The organism is Limimaricola variabilis, from assembly GCF_034371605.1.
GTDB lineage: Bacteria > Pseudomonadota > Alphaproteobacteria > Rhodobacterales > Rhodobacteraceae > Limimaricola > Limimaricola variabilis.
On the sequence record NZ_CP139691.1, the window covers coordinates 688,521 to 709,368 of the forward strand.

Genomic DNA, 20,848 nt, shown 5'->3' on the forward strand with positions numbered 1-20,848 from the left:
ATGGCGGTGTCCTCGGACATTCTGAGGACCTGGCGGCACCCCCGCCAGGTCGTGGCCGACCTGCTGGCGCAGGGGCGGCGCGAGGATCGGGCCATCGCCATCCTGATGGCGGGCTGTGGCCTGGTCTTCGTGGCGCAGTGGCCGCGGCTGGCGCGGGTGGCGCATGAGACCGGCGACGAGCTGGCCCGGCTCCTCGCCTATGAATTGCTCGCCTGGATCTTCGTCTGGCCGCTCGCCTTCTACGCGCTGGCCGGGCTGAGCTGGCTGATGCTGCGGATCGTGCGACGCTCGATCACCGCCTATGCCTCGCGGCTGGCGCTGTTCTGGGCCTTTCTCGCGGCCACCCCGGCAGGGCTGCTCTACGGTCTGCAGACGGGGTTCAACGGCGCCGATGCGGCCAGCCGACTGGTCGGCGCGGTCTGGCTCGCGGCGTTCTTCCTGTTCTGGGCGCAAGGGCTTCGCGCGGCGCTGGAGCGGCGGGGCTGAGATGTGGACCTATCTGACTGATCTATTGCGGCTGAGCCTGCGCGCGCCGGGTGACGCCGCCAGCCGTTTGCTGGTGACATGGCCCGGACGCACCGCCACTTGGCAGGCCCTGACCCTCGTCGTCTGCCTGAGCGTGGTTCTGACCGCACTGGTGCAGGGCGCCATGCCGATGATGCCGGTCGAGGCGACCGGCGCGGGCTTCGGCCTGACCCCCTTCGGCTATGCCGGCCTGCTCGGCGTGTCGCTGGTTCTGCTGGCGGCAGGTGTCGCCGGTGCGGGCCGGCTCCTGGGCGGAACCGGGCGCTTCGTGCCGGCGCTGACCCTCATCGTCTGGCTGGAAGTGCTGGCGATGGCGCTGCGCCTCGTCCAAGGCGTGCTGATCCTGGTGCTGCCGCCGCTGGGCGGGCTCGTCGGGCTCGCCGGTCTGTTCTGGCTGTTCTGGTGCCTCACGCGTTTCATCCAGGCGTTGCACGGGTTCAACGGCGTCGGCCGCGCCCTGGTCACGCTCTTCATCGCCTTCATCGCCATCGGGGCCGGTCTCGCGATGCTGTTGGCGCTCACCGGGCTCGGCGCCCAGGGAGGAATGCCCCATGTATGACATCGATCAGGTCCGGGCGCAGTTCCCGATCCTGTCGCGCGAGATCAACGGCAAGCCGCTGGTCTATCTCGACAATGGCGCCTCGGCGCAGAAGCCGCAGGTGGTGATCGACGCGATCACCCGCGGCTATGCCGAAGAATACTCCAACGTCCATCGCGGCCTGCACACGCTCTCGACCATCGCCACCGAGAAATACGAGGGCGTGCGCGAGGTGGTCCGCCGCTTTCTCAACGCGCCCAGCCAGGACGAGATCGTCTTCAACACCGGCACCACCGAGGGGATCAACATGATCGCCTATGGCTGGGCCATGCCGCGCATGGAGGCCGGCGACGAGATCGTGCTGTCGATCATGGAGCATCACGCCAACATCGTGCCGTGGCACTTCCTGCGCGAGCGGCAGGGCGTGGTGATCAAGTGGGTGGAGACCGACGCCAATGGCGATCTCGACCCGCAGGCGGTGATCGACGCGATCGGTCCGAAGACCAAGCTCGTCGCGGTCACCCACATGTCGAACGTGCTCGGCACGGTGGTCGACGTGAAGGCGATCTGCGACGGCGCTCGCGCAAAGGGCGTGCCGGTGCTGGTCGATGGCAGCCAGGCGGCGGTGCACCAGCCGGTCGACGTGCAGGAGATCGGCTGCGACTTCTACGCGATCACCGGGCACAAGCTCTACGGCCCCTCGGGATCGGGCGCGATCTTCGTGAAGCGCGAGCGCATGGCCGAGATGCGCCCCTTCATGGGCGGCGGCGACATGATCGACCAGGTGACCCGCGACGAGATCACCTACAACGTGCCGCCGATGAAGTTCGAGGCGGGCACGCCCTCGATCGTCTCGACCATCGGCATGGGCGTGGCGATCGACTGGATGATGGATCTCGGCATGGAGGCCATCGCCGCGCATGAGCGCTCCTTGCGCGATCACGCGGTCGCGCGGCTCGGCGGACTGAACTGGCTGAACCTGCAGGGCCGCTCGGCGGGCAAGGGGGCGATCTTCTCTTTCACCATCGAGGGCGGCGCGCATGCGCACGACATCTCGACCGTGCTCGACAAGAAGGGGATCGCCGTGCGCGCCGGCACGCATTGCGCGATGCCGCTGATGCAGCATCTGGGCGTGGGCGCCACCTGCCGCGCGTCGTTCGGGCTCTACAACACTCCGGCGGAGGTCGACCGGCTGGTCGAGGCGCTGGAACTGTGCCACGACCTGTTCGGCTGAAATTGACGCGGGGGCGGGCGCGAAAAGCCGTTGCGCCCGCCCGATCTTTCGCCTATCCCGGCGCTCAGGCACCCGTAGCTCAGCTGGATAGAGCGCTGCCCTCCGAAGGCAGAGGCCAGAGGTTCGAATCCTCTCGGGTGCGCCATTAACATTGGCATTTCCTCACATCGCAGCATTCGACCCGGCCCGGTTTCGTCCCGGGTTTCGCTCCATCACGTCCAGAACGGACTGATGATCGGAGGGGCTCAGATGCCAGTGGGCCCGCTTGATCGCCTCGATGTTTGAGGCTTGGCTTGCCCCTTAGGGGGGAGGCCGGTTCATCGGCCTCCGTTGATTACTCCTGCCATCGGCGGCCGGGCCCTGAGGCTTCCAAGAGGTATCAGCCTCCATGGGCAATAGACGACGACCTCGTCCTTACTTCTTACCTGCGGCCCCGGCCGAGACTTCGGCCTGAAAGTCCCGCTCGCGCTCGGGCCAGCTGGTCTTTATGAAGGCCAGCACCGCCTTGATGTCCGCGTCGCTCAGCACCTCCGCGAAGGCAGGCATGTCGCTCTCGTAGCCGGGCACGATCGCCCCGAGGCCGTGCTTGGTGATGGTGAAGAGGTCGCGGTCGGCATGGTGCCAGGTGTGTCCGCTCTCGTCGTGCGGCGGGGCGGGCATGCGCCCGTCTTCGGTCCGACGGCGCCAATCGGGCTGACCCTCAAGCTGCGCGCCATGGCAGGCGGCGCAATTCTCGGCATAGACCGCGTCCCCCCGCTCGACTATTTCGGGCGTGACGGGCTCTCCGAGGATGGAGAGCCCTGCGATATCTGTAGTCGGTGTCGTGGCATCGTCGATCAGGCCCTGCGCCACCGCCGCGATCGCCGCGGCGCCGAGCAGGCCCGCGCCGGCGGTGATGGCCAGCTTCTGTTTCATCGCGCGCTCCTCAGGAACTTGATCAGTGCCGCCACGCCCAGCACGAGCAGCACGAGTATCAGTACCATCACGAGGCCACCTCCGGCCATCATGGCGCCCATCATCGGTCCGTTCATCATCGATCCGTCCATCATCGACATCATTCCTTCCATGCAGTCATTCATCGGAGAACACCGTGATTTCGTCGCCCGAGAAGGCGTAGGTCTTGAGCGTGCCGCTCTTGCCGCCCATGCCGGGCGCATTCATCGGCATGCCGGGCAGGGTGATGCCGGTGATCTCGGGGCGCTCGGTCGTAAGCCGCGCCACGATCTCGGCCGGGACCAGCCCGCTGACATAATAGCCGTCGACCTCCGCGAGATGGCAGCCAAGGCCCTGTTCGGGCACCCCGGCCTCGATCGAGCGCTTGTCGAAATCGCGGTCGTCGATCCGCGTCACGTGATAGCCGTTTTCCTCCATGTAGTCGGCGTAGGCGTCGCAACAGCCGCAGCTCGGGTCGCGCCAGATCGTCATCTGCCGTTCGGCGGGGAGGGTGGCCTCGTCAGGCGCGGCTGCCGCGTTGTCTGGTTCGGCGGTGGTGATGTTCGCGATCCCGATGATGCCGGCGGCAGCGAGGGTCAGGGCGGTACCGGTGAATAGCTTGTGGTTCATATCAGTTGTCCTTGGAATTTTCGTAGGAGGTCCAGCTGGTTCCGCCGTCACGTGAGACGCGCAGCCCGGTGGTGCCTGCGGCCAGCACGTGCAGCGGATCGGAGGGATCGACGGTGAGAGCGATGAGAGGCTCGCGCGTGGCCTGCGCCCAGTTCACGCCCGCATCCTCCGACAGCCACAGCCCCGAGGGTAGCGCCGCATAGAGGCGCCCCGGCGCATTGGGCGCCAAGGCGAGGATCTCGACCGGTTCTCCCTCGGGCAGCGAGGCGGCGGCCACGGGGGTATCGCCTGCGACGAGGGCCTCCATCGCGTCGCCCGCAACCACGTCCTGCCAGCGGCAGAAGCAGTCGGGCACCCGTGTCAGCCCGGCCCGCGTCCCGGCATAGAGCCAGATGCCGCCCATGCCGGTCTCGTGGGCCACGGAGACGAGGCTTTGCACGTCATGCTCCGCGCCGCCGAGATAGGGGCGATCCATGACGAATTCCCACGTCGCGCCGCCGTTTTCGCTGCGCCACAGCCCGTCGCCTTCGAGCGCGGCATAGACGGTATCGGGTGCCTTTGCGGCCAGCGTGAGCGAGCGGATCGCGGCGCCCGGCAGCCCGTCATCGGCCGCGCTCCAGCTTTTCCCGCCATCCTGGCTGCGACGGAGGCTGCCATCCTTCCATCCCGCGAGGACCAGGCCCGGGCGGTCCGGATGGGTGGCGAGCGAGACGGGGCCCGGCGGAACGTCCAATCGGGTCCAACGATCGGCCTCCCGGCGCAGCAACCCGTCAGGCGTCGCGGCGAGAAGGGCAGCTCCGTCGAAGGCGAGACCTGTGACGGTATCCGGAGGAGACGACCGGGCAAGGCCCGGGGCGAGCATCGTCATGCCCATCGCGGCAAGGCCGGAGGATAGGACGCGACGGCGCGACAGCGCGCCTGCGACGAAAATGGTCATGAGGGGTATCCCGAGGAGGAGTAGGTCGGTTCGACGCCCGCCTGCGGTCAGGCAGACAAGGCGATACCGGGCCGTCACCTCGCGGTGCGGCCGGTCAGCTCAGGATGGTGGTTCGTGGGGGTGCGGGATCGAAGCCGGGCTGGCGCGCCCGCGCAGTCGCGTCGAGGGGCCATGAGAGAATAGTCCCGGCGACCGCCTGCGGCAGTGCCTCGGGCGACGTCTCTGTCGACAGCAGGGGGGCAGTGCAGTCGAAGTCGCAGACCATCTGCTCTTCCGCATCCTGCGCGCAGGCGGGGCAGGTGTCGTCCTGCTGCCCGGCCATGGCCGTCGCCGTCATGTCCAGCGACATCCGCGCCCCGGCAACGTCGTGCAACAGCACCCCTCCCAGAAGGGCGAGCGAGAGGCAGAACGAGGCGAGGCGGACCCAGAGGCGCATGATGCCGATCTAGGAAGGCGCGCGCTTCCTGTCCACTGGGCGACGCCGAAAGCCGCTCACGAAGCCGTCAGTATCGGGGGCGCCGTCGAAAGGCGCTCATCGCCGGAACGTGGGACGGTCTCATCCGTTCCTCCTGACATGCAACACAGGAGCGGATCATGCAGGTTCAGGACATCATGACGCGCGACCCCGCCTGCTGCGCACAGGACAGCACTATCCAGGAGGCCGCCAAGCTGATGGCGCAGCATTCGATCGGCGCCGTGCCGGTGCTCGACGATACGGGCGCGCCCATCGGCATCGTCACGGATCGCGACATCTGCTGCGGCGCGGTCGCCGAGGGCAAATCAGGGGAGATCGCGGTCGCGGAGATCATGACAAGGGACGTTCTCACCACCTCGCCCGAGGAGGATGTATCGTCGTGCTGCAACAAGATGGAGCAGCGCCAGGTGCGCCGTGCCGTCGTGACGGATGGCGACGGCAAATGCTGCGGGATCGTGGCGCAGGCCGACGTGGCGCGAAAGGCGCAGGGCGCGGAAACCGCCGACCTTGTCCAGAAGGTCTCGCAGCCCTGAGGCGGCTTCGGCGTTGCGACGAATGACCGGCAGCCGCCCCATTTTCCGGGCGGCTGCGCCGATGTGCCATGCCGGGTTACAAGGCGTTCAGGGCAGGACGGTCTGAGCCCCGCTCAGGTGGCCGCAGCTTCCAGAAGCGGCAGCTTGAAGGCGAAGGTCGTGACCCCGTCCTCGCAGTCGAGGTCGATCCGGCCGTTATGGGCGGTGGCGATGGAGGACGCGATATAAAGCCCCAGCCCCAGCCCTTCGCCATCCGCATGGACGCCCCGCTGAAACGGGTGGAACAGCTGCTGGCGCAGGCCCTCGGGGACCGCCTCGCCGCGGTTGGCGACCGTGATCGCAACCTCGCAGCTGCCGATCGAGCCATGGACCGCGACCGGATGCCCGGGCGTGCCGTAACGGACCGCGTTCGACAGCAGGTTGGAGATCGCCTGCGCGACACGGGGCGCGTCGCAGCTCACCGCCCGGTCGAAGGCGAGGTCGAGCGTGATCTCCTGATGGGGAGAGGCCGCGCGGATTTCCTCGACCACCTGGGTCACCGCCTCGGCCAGCGGCGCATCGGGCGAGGCAGAGATCCGGATGCCGCCGCCCAAACGCGCCCGGGCGTGCAGCATGATGTTCTCGATCAGGTCGTTCATCCTGTGCAGCGACGACCGCATCAGGGGCAGGATCTTTCGCGCCCGGTCGCCCAGCGGCTCCCGGTCGAGCTGCCGGAACCCCGCCTCGAGGGCGGCCACCGGATTGCGCAGATCATGCCCGAGCACGGCCACGAACTCTTCCTGGATGCGGGCCATCTCGCGCTCCTGCTCGACGAGGCGTTCCTGCGCCTCGAGCCGTTCCTCGGTTTCGAGGCTTTGGCCGATGATGTCGGCAAACATCTCCAGCATCGCGACGGCCCGGGGATGTTTGACATCGCGCGGCTCGGTGTCGATCGCGCAGAGCGTGCCGAAAAAACTGCCATCGCTGCGGCGGATCGGGATCGAGGCGTAGCTGACGATGCCGAACTGGGCGGCGAGCGGGTGATCGCCGTAATCCTCATCGGTCGCGGCATCGTTGAAGATGACCTTCCGCGCCGTCTCTCGCACCGTCTGGCAGAAGGTGGATTCGATCTGGATCTCGTCGCCCGGGGCGAGGCCGAAATCGATCTCGTCCACGGTGCGGCAGGCGACCCAGCGATCCGCCGTGACCCGGGCGACACCGGCGAAACGCATGTTGGTGGCGAGCATGACGGTTTCGAGGATCGTGCCCACCAGATCACTCTGCGTGAGCGTTGCGATGTCATCCTGGAAGTCGTGTCCACCTGCAAGAAATGCGGCATGATCCTGGATGGTCGCCTGCCGCAGCATCTCGTCGCTCATTCCGCACCCCTGTCAAAAGACATGAGGGGCAACCTCTCACGATCACAGGGGAACGACAATGGCAGCCCGTGCCCAACCGCAATAGGCTAAGGTACAGGTCACCCTGTGCGTTGGGACGCGAGCCTCGTAACGACACCCTCGCTGGGCCCACCGGGAACCCCGCCACCAGCGATCCCGTTTAGGTCGAAACATCCCTGTGCGGAGAACCGACATGGCATCGCGTCCCGTTTGGAAGGGCCAGCTGCGCCTGTCGCTGGTCGCGATCCCGATCGAGCTGCATTCCGCCCGTGAAAGCGGGTCGAAGACCTCGTTCCGGCAGATCCACAAGCCCTCGGGCAAGCCTGTGAGCTACCAGAAGGTGGTGGCGGGGCTCGGCCCCATCAACACGGACGAGATCGTGAAGGGCTTTCAGACCGCCAAGAACGAATACGTTCTGATCGAGCCCGAAGAGATCGAGGAGATCCGGCTCGAAACCAAGAAGACGCTGGAAATGGTGCAGTTCGTCGAGCAGGGCGAGATCGCGCCGCTCTACTACGATGCGCCGTACTACGTCGTGCCTGCCGACGAGCTCGCGCAGGACGCCTATCGCGTCGTCCGCGACGCGCTGCGCCAGACGGGCAGGGTGGGCCTGGGCCAGTTGACCATGCGCGGGCGCGAATACCTCTGCGCGATCCGGCCTTGCGGCGACGGGCTGCTGCTCGAGACGCTGCGCTACGAGGACGAGATCCGCAAGGCCGACCCGCTCTTCAGCCAGATCGAGGACGACCCGGCCGACAAGGAGCTTCTGAAGGTCGCGACCCAGCTGATCGAGAGCAAATCGGCGCCGTTCGACGCCTCGATCTTCGAGGATCACTATGCCCGGGCGCTCAGGGAGCTGGTGGCCCGCAAGTCCCGCTCCAAGAAGGCGCCGCGCGCCAAGCCGGGCGAAGACAAACCCGAGGTCGAGACCGATGCCAAGGGCAACGTGGTCGACCTGATGGCGGCGCTGAAGAAGAGCCTCGCAGCCGACAAGGCTTCGGGCGGCAAGAAGTCCACGCCGCGCAAGAAGGCCTCGTAGGAGGCCGCGCCGTGGACCGGCTGAAGGATTACGAGGCCAAGCGCGACTTCCGGGCAACCCCGGAGCCGCGCGGCAAGGGCCGGCGCGGCGACGATCGCCTGAGCTTCGTGGTGCAGAAGCATGACGCGACCCGCCTGCATTACGATTTCAGGCTCGAGCATGACGGCGCGCTGTGGTCCTGGGCCGTGACCCGGGGCCCGTCCGACGACCCGCAGGAGAAGCGCCTCGCGGTCCGCACCGAGGACCATCCGCTCGACTATGCGGGCTTCGAAGGCGTGATCCCCGAGGGACAATACGGCGCGGGCACCGTCATGCTGTGGGATCGCGGCCATTGGGAGCCGCAGGACGACGACCCGGCGGCGGCGCTTGCCGCGGGCAAGCTCAAGATCCGGCTGCATGGCGAGAGGATGCGGGGCGGCTGGACACTCGTCCGGATGAAGGGCGGGCGAAAGGGCGACAAGGGCCGCGAGAACTGGCTGCTGATCAAGGAGCGCGACGAGACGGCGACCGATCAGCCCGACGCGTTGACCGAACGCCATGACATCTCCATCGAGAGCGGCCGGCGCATGGAGGAGATCGCCGCCGGAAAAGGGTCGAAACGCCGCAAGAAGGCCGAAAAGAAGACCGGCAATGGGGCAGGGCGCGGCTACCCGACGCCCGCACCGGTGACGCCGCAGCTCGCTACGCTGCGCGAGACGGCCCCCGTGGGCGAGGAGTGGTGGCAGGAGCCGAAATTCGACGGCTATCGCTGCCTGCTCGCCATCGGCGCCGACGGGGTGAAGGCCTGGAGCCGCAATGGCCATGACTGGAGCGACCGCTTCGCGCCGCTGATCGGCCCGGCCGAAGCCTTGCCCTGCGAGGCGGCGTTGATCGATGGCGAGGTGACCGCCGGGGAGGGCGGCGGCGATTTTTCCACCCTTCAGAAGGCGCTGTCGAATGGCGATCCGCTGACCTTCTATGCCTTCGACCTGCTGCATCTCGACGGCGAGGATCTGGTCAGGAAACCGCTGCGCGCGCGTCGCGCGGCGCTCGACGCGCTGCTGGGTGACATGCCCGAGGACGGGGCGATCCGGCTTTCGCCCTATATCGAGGGCGCGGCGGAGAAGGTGCTGACCCATCTTTGCGGCGCAGGCGCGGAAGGCATCATCTGCAAGCGCGCCGACGCGCCGTATCGCTCCGGCCGCTCGACCGACTGGATCAAGGTGAAATGCATCAAGGGCGCCGAGTTCGTGATCGGGGGCTGGTCGCCCTCGGACAAGCGGGGCCGTCCTTTCGCCTCGCTGCTGATGGGCAGTTTCGAGGGCGACCGTCTGATCTATCGCGGACGGGTCGGCACCGGCTTCGACGCCGAGACGATGCGCGATCTGGCGGACAGGATCGAGCCGCTCGCGTGCAAGTCATCGCCCTTTGACGACGTGCCGCGCGAGGTGGCGAAGGACGCGCGCTGGATCACGCCCGAGCTGGTCGCACAAGTGCGCTACGCCGAGCTGACGGCCGATGGCCAGCTCCGCCACGGCGTGTTTCAGGGGCTCCGCGAAGACAAGGGCGCGAAGGAGGTCAGCGCCGCGCAGGAGCTTGCCGTCGATCGCGCCGACGGGGCAGGCGAGGTGGAGTATCGCGGCATCCGGATCTCCAGCGCCGACCGCGTGATCTATCCCGGACCGGCGCTCAGCAAGGGCGGCGTCGCGCGCTATTACGACCGCGTGGCCGAGCGAATGATGGAGCATGCCGCCGGGCGGCCCGTGGCGCTGGTGCGGATGCCCTCGGGCCTTGATGGGCAACGCTTCTTCCAGCGCCATCCCGGCAAGGGGTTTCCCGAGGCGGTGAAGTCGGTGCGGCTGACCGAGACCAACGGCAGCAGCGCAGATTACATAACACTTCCCGATCCCGCGGCGCTCCTCGGCGCGGTGCAAATGGGGACGCTCGAAGTGCATATCCATGGGGCGCGCAACGACCGGCTCGATCGGCCGGATCGGTTGGTCTTCGACCTCGATCCCGATGAAGATCTGGGCTTCGCCGCAGTGCGGAAAGCGGCTCGGGAGATCGGGGATCTAATGGCGCGGTTCGGCTTAGCCTCGGCGCCGATGGTCACCGGCGGCAAGGGCGTGCATGTCGTCGTCCCGCTGCGCCGTACAGCCGGTTGGGAAACGGTGCGCGGCTTCGCCGAGGCCGTGGCGCGCGGGTTCGAGCGGCGTGCGCCCGAACGCTTTACCGCGACGGCATCCAAGTCCGGCCGCAAGGGACGGATCTTCATCGATTGGCTGCGCAACGGCGCGGCGGCCACGGCCGTGTCGCCGTATTCACTGCGGGCGCGTCCCGGTGCACCGGTCGCGGTGCCCGTGGATTGGGACGAGCTCGCGCGACTGGACCGGGCAGACGGCTTCGACATCGAGGCGGCCGTCGCGAGAGCGCAACGAGATTGCCCGCTGCTCGACGCCAGCCGGGGCGCGCCGGGGCTGTCGCAATCGGTGCTCGACGCGATGGAGGATTGGCTCGAAGAGGCCGACTAGGCGGCTCTCCGAGCCCGGTGCTCATGATCAGGCGCTCTCAGCGAGAGCGGATGAATTGTAGAAGCTGCCACTCGCAGCATCCTGCGCTCATAAGAATGTCTGGCGCGAACAGAGGCGCGCCAGACACTTGATTTCAAACTGAGAAGGAGGAGACATCGACAGGTTACGACGTCTTATCTGCCGTCATAACGGATTGCTCATAACTGGTATTATGTAAGCACGCTGAACTACCAAGCGTATTCATCCATTACTCTATATACGGTTCACCTCTCACGGAACGCGCGCGTCATGCTGTCCTTGATCGGTTTCGTGATGTACTGGGCGAAGGTCCGCGACGCCGTCTGGATCATGATCTGCGCCGGCATGCCCGGCGTCGGTGAAAAGCCCGGTACCCGCTCCAGCTGCTCCGGCTCGAGCGAGATCCGTGCGAGATACACCTCCCGCATCTCCGGCCCCAGCCCTTCGGAAATCGCGTCGGCCGAGACGTAGAACACCTCTCCGTCCAGAACCGGCGTCGTCCTCTGGTTGAGCGCGGTCAACTGCACCGTCGCCGGCTGGCCGCGCCGCACGCTGTCGATCTCGACGCGCGGGATCTGGACCTCGATGATCAGCGGCTCGTCCACCGGCAGGATTTCGAGGATCGGCCGACCGCTCTCGATCACGCCGCCGGCCGTATGGAAGTACAGCCGAACCACAGTGCCGGAGACCGGCGCCACGACATCGGCCCGAGCACGGACCGACTGCGCCGCGCGCGATTGCTCGCGGATGCTCTCGAGTTCAGCCTCGACGGCCTGTAGTTCGTCGAGAGCCTTTTCGCGGTAACGGTCGACTTCCTGGGCGATCTGGTCCTGATGCTTCAGGATCACTTCCTCGATCTCGGCGATCTCCGCCTCGAGCCGGCCGATCTGGCCCTGCGCCTCGAGCTTTGCGCGCTCGATCGCCATCAGTTCAGGCCGACGCAGCAATCCGCGCTCGAATAGCTTGGCCTTGTCGGCGAGCTCCGCGGAAAGCAGTTCGAGCTGGCCACCATGGGTGATCAGCTGGGCCGCGTAGCCGCTGGCTCGGATCTTGAGGGCCTGCACGTTGCGCTCCAGGAGCGACAGATCGTTTTCGAGCGCAGCGCGCGACACCCGGAAGGTCAGCTCCTGCCCGTCAAGGATGTCGGCCACCGCCAGATCGGCGCGCGCCGCCTCGAGGTGGCGCGGGAAAGTCAGCTCCTCGCGACGCTCTTCCTCGGCCAGCAGCCGGGCTTGCGTCGCCTCGAGGCGCAGTTGCCGCAGCTGCAATTCTCGCTCAGTGGCCACCGCCTGCGTGCTGTCGAGCCGCAGCAGCAGATCGCCCGCCTCGACCCTGTCGCCCTCGGCCACGAGGATTTCGTCGATGATCCCGCCTTCGAGGTGCTGGACGATCTTGTTTTGGCCGGTGGCCACGAAGCTGCCCTGGGCGATCACCGCCGCGGCCAGCGGCGCGCCGAAGGCCCAGGCGCCAAAGCCACCGAAGGTCACCACCAGCAGCGCCAGCGCGATGACGGTATGCCGGCGCACCGAACGCGGCACCTCAACGAACCACTCACCTGCATCGGCTGTCGTCGTTTGCGGCAGGTTCATTTCCCGGCTCCCCCATTCGGGCCCGGCATGCGGGGTGCCCCGCCCTGCCCTGGCATGCGCGGCGTGCCGCCCGCCGCCTTGTCACCGGCCAACCGCTTGAGCACCTCCATCCGCTCGCCGAACATCTGGATGGTGCCGTCGCCGAGCAGCATGATCTTGTCGACCGCGGTGAGAAGCGACGGCTTCTGCGTCACCACGATCACCGTGATCTTGTTCTTCTTCGCGTGCTGGATCGCACGCGCCAGCGCCTTGTCGCCGGCGCTGTCGAGGTTGGAGTTCGGCTCGTCGAGCACCACGAAGCGCGGGTCGCCGAAGAAGGCCCGCGCCAAGGCGATGCGCTGCTTCTGCCCGCCCGAGAGCGGCGATCCGTCGGCAGCCACCACGGTCTCGTAGCCCTGCGGCAGGTTGGCGATCATCTCGTGGACGTCGGCCAGCGCTGCGGCGTGGTAGATCTGCGCGTCGGTCGCGTCCTCGCGCATCCGGCCGATATTGTCCTTGATGGAGCCCGGGAAGAGCTGCACGTCCTGCGGCAGGTAGCCGATATTCTCGCCGAGCTGGCGCGGATCCCAGTTGCGCAGATCCATCAGGTCGAGACGGACATTGCCCGATGTCGGCAGGATCGATCCCACCAGCATCTTGCCCAACGTGGTCTTGCCGGCGCCGGAATTGCCGATGATGGCGAGAGTGTCGCCCGGGCTGAGCGAGAAGCTGATACCGTTGAGCACGACCTGCTTGGTACCGCCCGGCACGTAGAGCAGCCGCTCCACGTCGAGCCGCCCTTCCGGTCGCGGCAGGTTCAGCCGCTCGAACTGCAGGCGCGAATTGCGCAGCAGCGCGGTGATCCGGCCATAGGAGGAGCGCGACATCGCATAGGCGCTCCAGCCGTCAATCGCGCCCTCGATCGGCGAGAGCGCGCGGCCGGCGATGATCGAGGCGGCGATCACCATGCCGCCGGTGATCTCGCCCTGGATCGCCAGATAGGCGCCCCAGCCGAGCATCGCGATCTGGGTGAGCAGCCGCACCGCCCGGGAGATCGCCGAAGCCGCGATGTTGCGGTCCTGCGCCTTCACCTGCGCGGTCAGCGAGGTGGCCGTGTCACGGCCCCAGATCCGCACCGCTTCGGGGATCATCGCCAGGGCGTTGATAATCTGGCTGTTGCGGGCCATCGACTCGAGATGCAGGTTGGCCCGACTCTGCGCGGCGTTGGCCTCGGCAAAGGAGCGCGCCGTGCATCTCTGGTTGATCAGCGTCACCACCAGCAGCGCCAGCGAGGTGCCGACCACGATCATGCCGAGATGCGGGTGCACGAGGAAGATCGCGAGGATGAAGAGCGGCGCGAAGGGCACGTCGAGGAAGGACAGAAGCGTCCCCGACACCAGGAAGCCCCGCAGCTGCTGCAGGTCGCCCAGCGTCTGGTACTCGCGGCCCGAACCGTGCAGCGCGGCCGCCGAGGCGGCGCTCAGGATCGGCGCGCCCAGACGGGCGGCGACCTCGACCGCGGTGCGCATCAGCATGAAGCGCCGGATCGCGTCGAACACCGCCTGCAGGATCACCGCGCCGACGATGACGATGGTGAGCATGATGAGCGTGTCGACCGAACGGCTGGTCAGCACCCGGTCCGAGATCTGGAAGAGGTAGATCGGGATGGCGAGGATCAACAAGTTGGTGGCGCAGGTCAGCACCAAAACCATCACCATGTTGCGCCGCACGGCACGGATGCCGAGCCGCAGCGCGCGGCCGTAATCCTCGGGTCCGACCCGCTTGTGGAAGCGCGGCGGCGCGGCGCCGCCATTGCCGCCGCCACCGCCGCCGCCGTCATCGCCGCTGCCGCGACCACCGGTGTCGCCGCCTTCGAGGCCCGGCGTCTTGCGGCGCAGAGGTCCACGATCGGCCTCGATGATCGGCCCCGGCAAGGTCGGATCCTCAGGCCCGCGCGCGACGGTTTCCTCCGGATCCGGCGTGGCACGGGCGGTCACCGGATCGGCGGCCCCTGCCCCTTTGGCCGTGGCATCGCCCGGCGCCTCGGGCGCCGCGGCCGGTGGGTCGGTCGGCACCACCTTCTGGGCCGGCGCCTCCGTCGTCGGTTGGGATGCGGCCTGCGGCCTTGCCACCTGCTGCGGCGCCGCCTGCACCGGGGTGACCTTGGCCGTCGTCGCCGGCGCTCTATTCGCCTGCTCCGGGACCGCCTGCACTGGCGCTGCCGTCGCCTTGGGGGCCTCGGCCTGCGGTGCTTCCGCCGTTCCGCCCTCGGCCATCCGGGCCGGACGAACCAGGAAACCAGGCAAGCCGGTCGGGTCCGTGGGGCGCCGCAAAGGCGGATCGACCCGGGTCGGACTGACGAACTCTGTCACGCGCATATCATAAACCCCGTCAACTCAGCATTGTTTGCATCAGATCGGCCTGGCCCGCCTGGGCCCCAGCCAATCCAGCCTGCGTCGCGGCATCTCCGGCCGCGATCGCGTCTTCCATCGTCCCGGCCGCAAGGCCCTCGGCGCCGTCGACCATCCCCTCTGCGAGGAAGGCCACCGCTTCGTTGGCCAAGGCCGCCATGCCGACGCCTTGCGGCGCGGCGGTCTCGTCGATCAGCCCCGCCTGGTGCAACAAGGCGTCGTCATAGGTGCCGCCCTTGGCCATGATCTGGCTGTCGACGCCCTGATCGTTGATCGAGGCGAGGTTGGCCAACAGGTTGGAATCGGTGATGATCTGCGCGCCGTCCTTCGCGGCGAGCTCGCCCTGCAAGGCATCGACCATGTCGGAATCGCCCATCACGTTGATCTGGTCGATCCAGTTCAGCGTGATGAAGTCGCCCTCGATGACCAGCACCTTCAGAAACTCGACGCCGTCGAAGAAATCGAGACCGAGCACCTCTTGCCCGATCTGCTGGGCGCCGCCGGTCAGGGCCTTGCTGGCATTGGACAGCGCGTTCGGCATCTCGGCCGCCGTGTCGACGCCCTTGGTCTCGATCCGCGCCTCGTTGTAGAGGAGGTTTGCCGGTGCCGGCTCGGCGGCCGGGGCTTTCGCCACCTCGGTCGTCTTCGGAGCGGTCTTGTCGCTGCCATTGCCTTTCGGCCCTTCGACGCCCTTGAGGTCGGCGGCGCTCTTGCTGCTGCCATCCACGGCCTTGCTGCTGCTGGCCGTCTTGTCGCCACCAATCTCCAGCGTCTTCTTGCTGCTGTGCACACTGTCGCTGCCGGCATCGAGCTTCTTGCCGCCGACCGCGGGCGCAGCGCCCGCACCGCCGGGCCCCGTGGCCCCGACCGTGCCGGTGATCTGATCGTCATCGAGCAACAGGTTGGCCTGCCGCACGATGTTCATGTCGATCATGTTGCCACCGACGAAGATCACGTCGAAGTTCCAGCCGAACTGGTTCAGCGTCGCGATGTTGGCGAGCGAGTTGTCACCGGTGCCGAGCCGCAGCTCGTAGCCGCCGAAACTGATCCGGACATGGTCGGTGTCGTTGACGAAGTTGTATTGCTGGACCGTGTTGATCTGCACCAGATCGCCCTCGATCCGGGCGATCGCATAGCCCATCGGGCCACCCATCCAGCCGCCCGTGGAAGCCACGTTCGACACGGTGGTGATCTGCGCCGCGTTGTGGGCGAGCGAAGGTCCGGACTCCATCGAAGCGCTGGGCCCGCTGTCGCGGTTGAACAGCAGGTTGACCTGCGAGATGGCGTCGAAGTTGCGGGCGTAGCCCTCGACGACGATCACCGGCGCGTCGAGCCAGTCGGAATTGATCGAGGCGGAGTTGATCGCCGTGTTGCCGCCGGTGACCAGCTGATGGGTCGGAAGATCCTCCCGGTAGGAGACCGGCCCGGCCTCGCCGCCGGGACCGCGCATCGCCTCGGCAAAGCGCGCCTCGAAGCTGTCGGCCGGGGCGGTGCCCGGCTCGCGCCCGTCCTCGTCCGGATCCTTGAGGCGCTGATAGATCGGCCGCAGCGTCATCCAGTCGGGCAGTTCCTCGACGCTGACCCCGTCGAGATGCAGCCCCTGCGCCGCCTCGCCGCGCAGCACCACCGCACCGAGCGCGCCGCCTTCGAGGCTCGCGGCCTTGACCATGATCTCTTCGGTCATACCGGCCCAGTCGAACCCGGCGCCCGCCTTGGCCAGGATCCCGGCCAGCGGTGCTGCGAATGGTGCGAGTTCATCGAGCTGTTCGGCAAGGGTCCGCAGCGCGCCGTCCATCTGCATCGCGTTCTGCAGCGCGCGGGCGAGGTCCGCCGGGTTAAGGATGCCGAACAGGTCGCTATCGTCGAGCCAGATTTCAGAAATCGTGACCGTCGCGACGCTCGAGGGCGGCGGCATCTCAGGCGTCACGCCCTCGGATCCCGTCTGCTCGAGCTTGACCTCGTCCTGCTGCTTGACCGGCATCGGGGGAAGCAGGTCGATCTTCTCGTCCGGCGGCAGGCGCAGCGGCGGCAACTCGGCCTCGCGCGGCGCATAGGGCGGCGGAAGCGGCGTGTACTTCACCTTAGGGTCGAGGTCCTCGATCTTGTACTTCTGGACCAGCCGCAACCCCTCGAAGACAAGCGGCCCGAGCTCCTGATCCTGGAGCTGGGCCGCTCTGAAACTGTCGTAATCGGCCCTGAGCCGTGCTGCCTCTTCGGCCAGCTCAAAGGTGCCTATGAAATGGGCAATGCTGTCGGTGACGCGTTCTCGGATCATGATGCTGCTGCTGACCCCGCCTTTCCCGAGCCGGGCCTGGACCCGTGGCTGCCAAGTGGAATTCGGATTGGCGGAGATTGACGATGCCGGTCCGCCACCGGCCGAATGGTGACCGGGGCCGGTCGCAAGACCGGCCCCGGATCGTCTCGCGGCTTACATGCCGTCCTGGTCGTCGCCGACATAGGTGGAGCTGAAGGAGCCGCCGACCACGTTCATGTCCACCGTGTTGCCGAGGACGTTGGCCCCCATCACGATGTCCTGGTTGAACGCACTCTGATCGAGCTGCGCCGCCGCCGAGGCGAAGGATTCGCCGGTGACGTAGCCGGAGTCGCCGTTACCCGAGCCCCAGCTTCCGCCGTTGCCGCCGCCGCCGCCGTCGCCATTCATGGCGTTGCCGGCATTGCCGCCCATCGCGTCACCGCCCCAGGCCATGCCGCCATCGGCCATGCCACCATTGGCGCTGCCGCTTGCACCGCCCATAGCGCTCGCTGCGCCGGCGTTGCCGCCATCGGCGGTCGATGCCACCGCGCCAGCCGCGGAGGTCGCCGCGTTGGTGGTCATGGAGCCGTCAGCCGCCCCGCCGTAGCCGGTGTCGATGTCGGAGTCGTTGTCGGCATCCGCCATCGCCATCGCTTCGAGGGCCATCTCCGACAGACCGCCGTAACCACCATCGCCTTCGGTAGTGCCGGTGTTGGTGCTGGTCGAGGTCGAGTCGTTGTCGGAACTGGTTGCACCGCCGACGCCGCCGGTGCCATCGGCCATCGCATCACCCGAGATGGTGTTGGTATGGGTGCCGTTGGTCGTCAGGGTTCCCCCGCCGGACTCGCCGGTGGTATGGCCGTTGGAGTTCGCATTGACTGCGTTGGTGGCGTCGTTGTCGGTGCCTCCGGCACCGCCATCGCCGGTGTGGACCTTGTTGCCATTGTCGGTGTCGACAGTAGCGTCATTGTCCGTGCCGGCTCCACCACCGTTCACGCCACCCACTTCGGCCTTGTTGTGCACGTCGCTGTGGGTCTTGTTGTCGGCCGTGCCGCCGTCACCGGAGGCGCTTCCTCCCGCTCCGCCATCATTGTCGGCCGAAGCGTCGGTATGCGCCTTGGACTTGTTGGCAGAGTCTGCCGCGCCGCCAGCGCCGCTATCCGAGTCGGTCGTGCCCTGGCTCTGGGCATTGGCCTTATCGGCGTGGGCTGCATTGCCGCCGGTTCCGGCACCGCCGTCGCCATCGCTTTGGGACTTGGCCTTCGACGTGTTGTCGGCATCGCCAGCCTTCGCCTTCGTTTCGGCCTCGCCCTTGGCTTTGGCATGGGCGTCGTTGTTGGCCGCGGCACCGGCACCGCCGTCGCCCTCAGCATCGGCCTTGGACTTGGACATGGAGTCGTTGTCGGCCGCACCACCGGCGCCGCCATCGCCATCGGCCATGGCCTTGGACTTGGCGTCGCTATCGGTCGATCCGGCACCGCCGGCCCCACCGTCGCCATCCGCCATGGACTTGGCCTTGACCTCGTGTTCGGCATCGCCGCCTTGGCCACCTTCTTCGCCGTTATTGCCACCTTTGCCGGGGCGGCCGTAGGGGATCATGTAGCCGTCGTCGTCGCCCCCTGCGTCGCCACCGTCGCCGTCAGCTTTGGCCTTAGTCGTAGCGTCGTTGTTGGTCTTGCCCCCATTGCCGCCATCGGCCCAACCATCGGCATAGGCCTTCGACTTGGCGTCGCTGTCAGATGCACCGCCCGCGCCGCCGTTACCGTCGGCCTTGGCCTTTGACATCGACATGGCGTCGTTGTCGGTTCCGCCGCCTGCGCCGCCGTCGCCGTCAGCCTTGGCCTTGGCCTCGGAGGTATTGGTGGCGTCGCCCGAGGTGGCGTCGGTGTCGGCTTTGCCCTTGGCCTTGGCGGTCGAGTCGTTGTCGGTATCGCCACCGATGCCCTTGCCGCCAGTGGCATCGCCGCTGGTCGTGGACGTGTTGGTACCGGTCACGTCGCCATCGGCCTTGCCGGATTCACCACCATCGGCATGGCCCTTGGCGGTAGAAGTGGCATCGCCATCGGTATTGCCGTTGCCATTACCACCGTTGCCGCCGTCATGCTTGGCATCCGCGTCGGCTTCGGTATCGGCGTGGATCTTGCCCTTCTGATCGCCGGTCGAGCCACCATTACCGGCCGTGCTGTTGGCATCGCCGGCCGTGCTGTTGGTCGTCCCGGTAGTGGCAGTCGGATCCGAGTTGCCACCATTGCCGCCATCGGCATCGCCCTTGGCCTTGGCCTTCACGTCGACGTCGTTCTTGCTCTTGATGTCGCCCGATTTGCCGCCGCTGGACATGATATGGGCAGACACATTGGCATCGCTGGCATCACCTTCGGCCTTGGTATCGACGTCGCCGCCATCGCCACCTTCATCGTCCGAATACGCCTTGGACTTGGTCTTGGTATCAAAGTCGTTGTCGTTGTCGGTGCTGCCACCGGTTCCGCCGGTCGACGTATTGTCGTTCTGGTTAGTTGAAGGAGTCTGAGTGGCGTTGTTGGTCGAGTCGTTGTCACCGCCACGGCCACCGGTGGCATTCGTGTTGCCGTCGGTATCCGCACCAGTGACCATATGTCCGTTGGCACCCGAGCCGCCGCCATTTCCACCGGTTCCACCGGTCGTGTTGGCGTTGCCGCCAGCGCCGCTCGCGCCACCATTGGCGGTGCCATTGGCCGTGCCGCCCTGGCCAGCATCGGGATCGCCGCCCTCGGAATGGGCGTTGCTGCCGCCTTGGCCGCCGTCGCCGCCGGCATTGATGCCGTCACCCGACTTGGCATGGCCACCTGTAGCAGTGCCATTCTGAGTGAAGGTGCCGCCGGCATTCGAAACGGTAGCGTTCTCGATGTTGTCGGTGTCGTCGAGGTTGATCTGCTGGAGGTTGACGATGCCGGCGTCATTGCCGCCGCCGCCCAGCGAGTCGCTCAGCACGTCATCCATGCCGACGTCATCGCCCGGGTTGTAATCGTAATCGATCGAGCCCTTGGCGTTGAAGAACTTGTTGCCGTTGGAGTTCTTCAGGTCGAAATCGCCGATGTCGTTGTCGTTATGGGCGCCGACATCATCGAGATCCATGCCAATACCGACGTTCACGTCGACGTCGACATCCGTCTTGCTGTAATTGTCGTTGTCGTTCGTATTGACGTTGTCGCTGCCGCTCCAGGCCTTGGCATGGGCGTCGCCCTTGGAGTGGCTGTGGCTGTCAGCGTCGCTTTCGGCGTCGCTCTTGGCTTTGCTCTTGTTCAGGTTCTTGTTGAAGTTCCCGTTGTGGTTGTCGTTGTCGTTGTCGTTATCATTGTCATTGTCATTGTCATTGTCATTGTCGTTGTTGTTGTTGTTGCCGTCACCCATCTCCTCTTCGGGATCGACTTCGCCATTGGGCTCTTCATAGTCGTACTCGTCTCCGTCCCAGTCGTCATGTTGACCACCGTTCGGGCCGAAGCTGAACAGGCCGTTTCCGCCGTTACCGTTGCGCGTGCTCATTTCAAAGTCTCCAGAGATGCCGCCACCGTGCACCGCCAGTCTGTCCAAAGCGGTGGTCGCGATCGCGTATGGTTGGAAGATTTGGTAGTTGCGTCCTGTCGGACAGCCGCCTCGAGGCCGATGGCCTCATGGGCGTCGTTCGTTCCCTATGGGTAAAACCTCCCCGACTGGTCCGCTAAAGCACCGACCCGAGGACAAACGCGGCGATCAATCAAAGGACGATCATCCGGCCAGTCCCGACCCGATGGGGAAAGGGTGCCGCGAAGCCATGAATCGAGCAGCCCGGAAATAGCGACTAGACCGATTCAGCGGCAGGACTGCCTGAAATCAGGGCAGTTCCTGTTTCGT

At 66.7% G+C, this 20,848-nt stretch carries 16 protein-coding genes and 1 tRNA gene; 7 read left to right on the plus strand and 10 right to left on the minus strand.

The genetic code is table 11. The annotated features are described in order from the left end of the window. The 4 genes from T8T21_RS03390 (at position 1) to T8T21_RS03405 (ending at position 2,442) form a co-directional block, all read left to right on the plus strand. Positions 1-486 carry a hypothetical protein gene (locus T8T21_RS03390; RefSeq protein WP_322336802.1) on the plus strand — a complete coding sequence of 162 codons (486 nt, stop codon included), beginning with the start codon at positions 1-3 and terminating at the stop codon, positions 484-486. Position 487: 1 nt separating this feature from the next. Beyond that, on the plus strand, positions 488-1,084 hold the full coding sequence (locus T8T21_RS03395; RefSeq protein ID WP_322336803.1) for a YIP1 family protein: 597 nt from the start codon (positions 488-490) through the stop codon (positions 1,082-1,084). Continuing rightward, the gene (locus tag T8T21_RS03400; protein ID WP_183469018.1) at positions 1,077-2,297 is read left to right on the plus strand and encodes a cysteine desulfurase; all 1,221 of its coding nucleotides are present in this window, start codon (positions 1,077-1,079) and stop codon (positions 2,295-2,297) included. Before T8T21_RS03395 ends, T8T21_RS03400 begins: the two co-directional genes overlap by 8 nt. A 68-nt stretch (positions 2,298-2,365) precedes the next feature. Then, positions 2,366-2,442 (plus strand) — tRNA-Arg (locus T8T21_RS03405). Between the two features lie 269 nt (positions 2,443-2,711). On the opposite strand, the gene T8T21_RS03410 is transcribed toward T8T21_RS03405, so the two are convergent. The 5 genes from T8T21_RS03410 to T8T21_RS03430 all read right to left on the minus strand — a co-directional run bounded on the left by T8T21_RS03410 (position 2,712) and on the right by T8T21_RS03430 (position 5,233). Beyond that, a complete protein-coding gene (locus T8T21_RS03410) occupies positions 2,712-3,212 on the minus strand; it encodes a c-type cytochrome (protein WP_322336804.1) in 501 nt (166 codons plus the stop codon). Continuing rightward, positions 3,209-3,364 (minus strand): hypothetical protein, encoded by a 156-nt coding sequence (locus T8T21_RS03415; protein WP_322336805.1) that lies wholly within the window; start codon positions 3,362-3,364, stop codon positions 3,209-3,211. Before T8T21_RS03415 ends, T8T21_RS03410 begins: the two co-directional genes overlap by 4 nt. A 4-nt stretch (positions 3,365-3,368) precedes the next feature. Next, the gene (locus T8T21_RS03420; protein WP_322336806.1) at positions 3,369-3,860 is read right to left on the minus strand and encodes a DUF411 domain-containing protein; all 492 of its coding nucleotides are present in this window, start codon (positions 3,858-3,860) and stop codon (positions 3,369-3,371) included. Between the two features lies 1 nt (position 3,861). Beyond that, positions 3,862-4,797 (minus strand): beta propeller repeat protein, encoded by a 936-nt coding sequence (locus T8T21_RS03425; RefSeq protein WP_322336807.1) that lies wholly within the window; start codon positions 4,795-4,797, stop codon positions 3,862-3,864. A gap of 94 nt (positions 4,798-4,891) precedes the next feature. Further along, positions 4,892-5,233, minus strand: a complete 342-nt coding sequence (locus T8T21_RS03430) for a hypothetical protein (RefSeq protein ID WP_322336808.1) — start codon at positions 5,231-5,233, stop codon at positions 4,892-4,894. Positions 5,234-5,391: 158 nt separating this feature from the next. Here T8T21_RS03430 and T8T21_RS03435 point away from each other — a divergent pair, with 158 nt between their 5' ends. Further along, complete coding sequence (locus T8T21_RS03435) at positions 5,392-5,805, plus strand: CBS domain-containing protein (RefSeq protein WP_322336809.1); 414 nt, start codon at positions 5,392-5,394, stop codon at positions 5,803-5,805. A gap of 113 nt (positions 5,806-5,918) precedes the next feature. Here T8T21_RS03435 and T8T21_RS03440 read toward each other — a convergent pair whose 3' ends face one another. Beyond that, on the minus strand, positions 5,919-7,163 hold the full coding sequence (locus tag T8T21_RS03440; protein WP_322336810.1) for a GAF domain-containing sensor histidine kinase: 1,245 nt from the start codon (positions 7,161-7,163) through the stop codon (positions 5,919-5,921). A 211-nt stretch (positions 7,164-7,374) separates the two neighbouring features. Here T8T21_RS03440 and ku point away from each other — a divergent pair, with 211 nt between their 5' ends. Continuing rightward, positions 7,375-8,220 carry a non-homologous end joining protein Ku gene (gene ku, locus T8T21_RS03445; protein ID WP_322336811.1) on the plus strand — a complete coding sequence of 282 codons (846 nt, stop codon included), beginning with the start codon at positions 7,375-7,377 and terminating at the stop codon, positions 8,218-8,220. An 11-nt stretch (positions 8,221-8,231) separates the two neighbouring features. Continuing rightward, on the plus strand, positions 8,232-10,730 hold the full coding sequence (ligD, locus tag T8T21_RS03450) for a DNA ligase D (protein ID WP_322336812.1): 2,499 nt from the start codon (positions 8,232-8,234) through the stop codon (positions 10,728-10,730). Between the two features lie 263 nt (positions 10,731-10,993). Here the strand turns inward: ligD and T8T21_RS03455 are convergent, their stop codons facing one another. The 4 genes from T8T21_RS03455 to T8T21_RS03470 form a co-directional block, all read right to left on the minus strand. Further along, a complete protein-coding gene (locus T8T21_RS03455) occupies positions 10,994-12,337 on the minus strand; it encodes an HlyD family type I secretion periplasmic adaptor subunit (RefSeq protein WP_322336813.1) in 1,344 nt (447 codons plus the stop codon). Next, entirely contained in the window at positions 12,334-14,592 is a 2,259-nt protein-coding gene (locus T8T21_RS03460) for a type I secretion system permease/ATPase (RefSeq protein WP_407660128.1), read from the minus strand. The genes T8T21_RS03455 and T8T21_RS03460 overlap by 4 nt, the downstream gene beginning before the upstream one ends. A 115-nt stretch (positions 14,593-14,707) precedes the next feature. Further along, positions 14,708-17,002 (minus strand): hypothetical protein, encoded by a 2,295-nt coding sequence (locus T8T21_RS03465; RefSeq protein ID WP_322336815.1) that lies wholly within the window; start codon positions 17,000-17,002, stop codon positions 14,708-14,710. A gap of 153 nt (positions 17,003-17,155) precedes the next feature. Then, positions 17,156-20,500 carry a hypothetical protein gene (locus tag T8T21_RS03470; RefSeq protein ID WP_322336816.1) on the minus strand — a complete coding sequence of 1,115 codons (3,345 nt, stop codon included), beginning with the start codon at positions 20,498-20,500 and terminating at the stop codon, positions 17,156-17,158. Between the last annotated feature and the right edge of the window lie 348 nt (positions 20,501-20,848).